The sequence below is a fragment of the Commensalibacter sp. Nvir genome, from assembly GCF_963921845.1.
GTDB lineage: Bacteria > Pseudomonadota > Alphaproteobacteria > Acetobacterales > Acetobacteraceae > Commensalibacter.
The window spans coordinates 1-5,387 of the sequence record NZ_CAWUGZ010000093.1 but is presented as its reverse complement, the minus strand read 5'-3'; the positions used below and the strand labels follow the sequence as shown (position 1 = coordinate 5,387).

The 5,387-nt window shown below is 35.4% G+C and carries 5 protein-coding genes and 1 tRNA gene; 1 reads left to right on the top strand and 5 read right to left on the bottom strand.

Annotated elements, in window-relative coordinates; all coding sequences use genetic code 11:
• Positions 1-167 precede the first annotated feature (167 nt).
• The 3 genes from argC to rplM form a co-directional block, all read right to left on the bottom strand.
• A complete protein-coding gene (gene argC / locus AABE15_RS06125; protein ID WP_338330403.1) occupies positions 168-1,091 on the bottom strand; it encodes an N-acetyl-gamma-glutamyl-phosphate reductase in 924 nt (307 codons plus the stop codon).
• Between the two features lie 96 nt (positions 1,092-1,187).
• Positions 1,188-1,682, bottom strand: a complete 495-nt coding sequence (rpsI, locus tag AABE15_RS06120; RefSeq protein ID WP_338330402.1) for a 30S ribosomal protein S9 — start codon at positions 1,680-1,682, stop codon at positions 1,188-1,190.
• A gap of 5 nt (positions 1,683-1,687) precedes the next feature.
• A complete protein-coding gene (gene rplM, locus AABE15_RS06115; RefSeq protein ID WP_338330401.1) occupies positions 1,688-2,170 on the bottom strand; it encodes a 50S ribosomal protein L13 in 483 nt (160 codons plus the stop codon).
• Positions 2,171-2,337: 167 nt separating this feature from the next.
• Between rplM and AABE15_RS06110 the strand changes: the two genes are divergently transcribed.
• Positions 2,338-3,219, top strand: coding sequence for an NADH-ubiquinone oxidoreductase (locus AABE15_RS06110; protein ID WP_338330400.1), 882 nt, complete (start codon positions 2,338-2,340; stop codon positions 3,217-3,219).
• Between the two features lie 14 nt (positions 3,220-3,233).
• Here the strand turns inward: AABE15_RS06110 and AABE15_RS06105 are convergent.
• Together AABE15_RS06105 and pabB are read right to left on the bottom strand one after the other, a co-directional pair.
• Positions 3,234-3,309, bottom strand: a tRNA-His gene (locus tag AABE15_RS06105).
• A 171-nt stretch (positions 3,310-3,480) separates the two neighbouring features.
• Positions 3,481-5,175, bottom strand: a complete 1,695-nt coding sequence (gene pabB, locus AABE15_RS06100) for an aminodeoxychorismate synthase component I (RefSeq protein WP_338330399.1) — start codon at positions 5,173-5,175, stop codon at positions 3,481-3,483.
• Positions 5,176-5,387 lie beyond the last annotated feature (212 nt).

Genomic DNA, 5,387 nt, shown 5'->3' with positions numbered 1-5,387 from the left:
ACTTGGGAGTTACCATTCATTTTTTCAGGACACATAAAGGGCTTAAAAAAAATACATTTTAATAGATAATTTTAAAACGTTTATTAAGAGCCGAGAAGTCAATTTTTTGCGACTGAACAGAAAATTTTATTATGACGAATTTATCGTAATCTTACTAAAACATTAAACTAAGTTATCCCTAACATAAGTTGAATGTTTTGGATTGCAGCACCAGAAGCACCTTTCCCTAAATTATCAAAAATAGCTGTTACAATGAATTTATCTTGAGTAGCATTTGTATGTACACGCAATTCCATTTTATCCGTTTGCACTAAGCGGTCGACTGCTAATGTTTTGCATTCGTCATCAATAAATGAAACAACTTCTGAGTGTCGGTAGTGCTCATGTAAGCACCATTTAATCTCTTCAACACCCACATTGTTTGTAAGCATATCGGTAAAAAAAGGAATTGAAACAATCATACCTTGAGAAAAATTACCCACAGAAGGAACAAATATTGGTTCTTGTTCTAATCCTGTATAGTAAACAATTTCTGGCAAATGCTTATGCTTTAAGTTTAAGCCGTATAATTCAAAAGGAGGTGCATCTTGCCCATTTTGGTAAGCGGCAATCATTTTTTTGCCACCCCCACTAAAACCACTAACGGCATTAATCGTAATAGGATAAGATGGCCTAACCAGTCCTTTAGAAATTAAAGGAAATAAAATAGCTATGGAACCACTAGCATAACATCCTGGATTAGCAACTTTTTTTGCCTTAGCGATTTTTTCTTTTTGATCTTTGTTTAGTTCAGCAAACCCATAAACCCATTCTGGATTCGTACGAAAAGCTGTACTAGCATCCAAAATGAGTGGGACTTGATTGTTTAAATTTTCATGAAGAGCAGAAACGATTTCTTTGGACGCTTCATCGGGTAAACACAATACAACCAAATCGACCTGCTTCATCATCGCCAAACGAGTATGAATATTATGTCTCTGCTCAATAGGTATAGAACATACTTTAACTGGAAGACGTTCCAGTCGTTTTCTTATACCTAAACCGGTCGTACCGTATTCTCCATCAATAAAAATTTTAGGGATTTGCCTCATCGCTACACTCTATTAATTTACTCGAAACAAAAATCAAAAAAAAAGCGAAGAAAATCTAAACTTTTCCTCGCCTTTGACCAATCTGAAAAGAGAATATTAACGTTTGCTAAACTGAAAAGAACGGCGAGCTTTTGCTTTTCCGTATTTTTTTCGTTCTACAACACGTGGATCACGCGTTAGAAAACCAGCAGCTTTTAATGCTCCTCGTAATTCAGGTTCGTAATGACATAGCGCACGGCTGAGTCCATGGCGAACAGCACCTGCTTGACCTGAAAGTCCACCCCCACTAACGGTACAATAGATATCGAATTGACTTTCGCGATCAGCTACCAAAAAAGGTTGGTTGATTAACATACGCAAGACAGGCCTTGCAAAATAAACATCAACCGTACGACCATTTACAATTATCTCACCTTTACCAGGTTTTATCCACACGCGTGCCACAGCATCTTTGCGTCGTCCTGTTGCGTAAGAACGTCCAAATTGATCCCGTTTTGGCTCATGTACAATAGCTTCTTGTGCTAGAGCTGTATCAGCCACTGCTTCTTTTAAATCAGCTAAACTGCCAGTACGTTCTTGAGTTTCTGACATAGTTATTAGGCTCCAACTTTATGTTTAATAACGCTATTTTTGCGGTTTAATGCAGCAACGTCGAGTGTAATAGGTTGTTGACCTTCGTGAGGATGCGCTTCACCTGCATAAATATATAAATTTTTCATTTGCTTGCGTTGCAACGGTCCACGAGTAATCATACGTTCAACAGCTTTATAGACGATATGGTCTGGATTTTTACCCGTTAAACGTTGGGTAATTGTCCTAGTTTTAATGCCGCCAGGATAATTAGTATGGTAATGAAATAACTTTTGTTCTATCTTTTTTCCTGTCAACGCAATTTTTTCAGCATTTACAACAATAATATTATCACCACAATCGACATGTGGTGTATATTGTGGTTTATGCTTACCACGTAAACGCGTAGCGATAAGAGCAGCAAGGCGTCCTAATACGATGTCTTTTGCATCAATTAGTATCCATTTCTTGGATACCTCCGCTGGTTTTAACGAGATGGTCGTTTTCATTAACTTTATATTCCGTTAATTATGTACATTATTAATTTTGTTCTTTATGAACACTATAAACTTATTCGTCAAGAAAATTTTTATTCTCTTACAAATTTCTTTATTTTTTCAGATACCTTTTATGAGGTATCCTATTACCACCTTACAAAATAGGCCTTTTATTTTCTATGGAAAACAACAACAATCCCAAAATTTCCTTGCCTAAATCGGTTCATGTTATTGGTGCAAATGGTCGCTCTGGCAAGGATTTAGTAAAAAAACTGCAAACTTATCATTGTAATGTTGTTGCGTTGATTAGGAATAAAGAAAAATGGTTACAAACTGGAATACAATGCGAATATCGTTTAATTGATCTTGATACGAAAAATCCTCATTTAAAAAGAACCCTTTACGACGCCTCTCATATTGTAAACACTGCCCATGCTCGATACACATCCACTATACTCGCCGCTGGTCCCAGCGATACAACCTATATTTTTTTAGGGAGCACACGAAAATTTACAAAATGGCCAGATAGCCATGGTAACGGTGTACTTGCAGGAGAAAAAGCCTTTCTACATAGTAAAAGAAACGGCGTTATGCTCCATCCTACAATGATCTATGGCAGTGAGGGAGAAAATAACGTGCAACGCCTTGCGAATTTTTTAAAAAAACTCCCTATTATTCCATTGCCTGATGGTGGCAAAGCTTTGGTTCACCCTATACATCAATCCGATGTCACCAAAGCTATCTTACACGCGTTATCGAAAAATTGGATAGGATTTCATAGTATCATTATAGCAGGGGGGTCAGTACATTCTTACAAAAATTTTATTGAGATCATTATGGAAACAACCAATATTCCAAGCAAATCTTTTATTAATGTACCTTTACCATTATTGAAAATAGCGAGTCTATTCACTCAAATTATTCCTTTTGTTCCTTCGATTAAAACAGCAGAAATTCAAAGACTCATTGAGGATAAAAACTTTTCAATAAAAGAAATGCAGGAAAAGCTCGGTTTTCAACCAATCGATTTTAAAGAAGGACTAAAACGTACTAATTTTTAATGCAATGTACAAACTGGGGCGAACGACGGGGATCGAACCCGCGACAACCGGTACCACAAACCGGCGCTCTACCAACTGAGCTACGTCCGCCATAAAATTGATGTAAGTCTCTTTACTATAGTTTCAAATTACGCGTCAATTCTTTTAACTAAAAAAAATTTATTTTTTGTAATTGATTAAGTGCCATTCACCATAAATACCAACTATTGTGCTTGATTTAAACTTAACCGTTAGTATGCAAAATACTAAAATTATTAAAGTCTAGTTTTTCCACAAAACTGGACACCAGCCACGCACACTATTAATAAAAACTAATTTACTTGTGTTGGTAATATCTTTTTTGTAAATAATCGCCTCTTTAACTTTACCTTCTTCAATAAGCTGTTGCCGCATCGTCCCGTTCAACACCCCACAACTTAATTTTGGCGTTAACCAGCGATAATCGTGCAACAAAAGAACGTTGCCATTAACAAACTCAGTAATCTCTTCTTTTTCGTTATATAAAAGGGCTTCTTTTTCCAACGTAACTTTAGGATAAAACTCTCTTTCCGTTGTTTTGTGGTATAAAAAAACATTGTAACTGTGCACTGGATAGTTTGACCATGTGGCGGTTAAAGTCTTACTGGTGGTAGGAACAGGTGTAATTTCACTAAAAATTTCTCCTTTACCATCCAGTAATAAACGAATCTTCCATTTTCCACTTGTATGTACTTGCAGTAGTTTCTTTAAATGACTAGTTACCTTCTCAACAGGTTTAGGAAAATCAAAAAAATCAGCAGAATCAAACAATCGTTTAAGATGTTTGTCGTAAAGAAAATAGATTCCTTCATTCAACAACAAAGTTTCTAACAAATGTTTGGGTATTGGAGGACGATCAAGAACTTTGGTTTTATGCTTAATTTCTTCATATTCATCCTTAGACGTCGAATCCCATGTAATTCCTCCACCTACCCCATAAGTGGCTTGTTTATTTTGTATAGTAATTGTTCGTATAGGCACAGAAAATAACATTTTTTGCAAAGGGGTTATTAGTCCCAATGCTCCACAATAGACCCCTCTTGGATTTTTTTCTAACGTCTTAATCAATTCCATAGTTTTTATTTTTGGTGCCCCTGTAATAGAACCACAAGGAAATAAGGCTTCAAAAATATCGCATAAAGACGTTTGCTCTTTTAATTGCGCCTCTATAGTCGACGTAAGCTGCCAGACAGTTGGATATTTCTCAACTTCAAACAACGAAGAAACTTTTATAGACCCTTGCTGAGCAATACGTCCCAAGTCATTTCGCAATAAATCAGTAATCATTAAATTTTCAGATTTATTCTTAGAATTCTTTAGGATATTTTTATTAATATTATCTTCAGCGAGAGTTAAACCTCTAGGACTAGTACCTTTCATAGGTTTGGTTTTAATGGTGCACCCATTAATTTCGAAAAAAAGCTCCGGAGAAGCTGATAAAATTTTGAACTCCTCTGTTTCTAAATAAGCACTATAGGATGCTCGCTGAGCTCGAAGTAGATGTAAGTAAAAACTATAAGGATCACCTACAAAGTCGGAAACCATTTTTAGGGTATAATTCACCTGATACGTATGACCTTCGGCAATATAATTTTTAATAGCCGCAATATTTTGTTGGTATTCCTCCCAACCTACATTAGGTTCCCAATTCGCAAATTTGATATTATTTTGTACAGATACCGAAGGAAATTTAGTTACTTTGTCAAACAAAGCAAACCATAATAAAGGTAGTTCCCCTTTTACATGCGTTTGTAAACATTTTTGAAACGCAGAGGCTGCTTCGTAAGCAATAAATCCTGCAGCATACGATCCTTGGTTAACCAACATTTCAACTTGGGAAAGGCATCTAATAACCTCAGACAAACAATGCGTTTTTATAATTTTGCTAGGACGATCAAAACAATAGGACTGATCTTTAAAATCAAACTGTAATCTCATAATCAATATCCTATAACATAATCAAACGACATTAAATAAAGTCGAAAAACTACTTAAAAAAATAATATTTCATAAACAACGCATAATGACGTTTTAATAATATTCCAAAAATCGTCAATATGCCCTATGAGTAAAATTCATTTAATTAATCTTCTATTTTTTTAATAAGTAAGCCTATATTACGCGAATTTATTGCTCTCTATGATTAGGAT

Coding starts and splice junctions, on each gene's coding strand:
- rpsI (WP_338330402.1), bottom strand. CDS start 1,682: ATGTCAGAAACTCAAGAACGTACTGGCAGTTTAGCTGATTTAAAAGAA.
- AABE15_RS06110 (WP_338330400.1), top strand. CDS start 2,338: ATGGAAAACAACAACAATCCCAAAATTTCCTTGCCTAAATCGGTTCAT.
- pabB (WP_338330399.1), bottom strand. CDS start 5,175: ATGAGATTACAGTTTGATTTTAAAGATCAGTCCTATTGTTTTGATCGT.
- argC (WP_338330403.1), bottom strand. CDS start 1,091: ATGAGGCAAATCCCTAAAATTTTTATTGATGGAGAATACGGTACGACC.
- rplM (WP_338330401.1), bottom strand. CDS start 2,170: ATGAAAACGACCATCTCGTTAAAACCAGCGGAGGTATCCAAGAAATGG.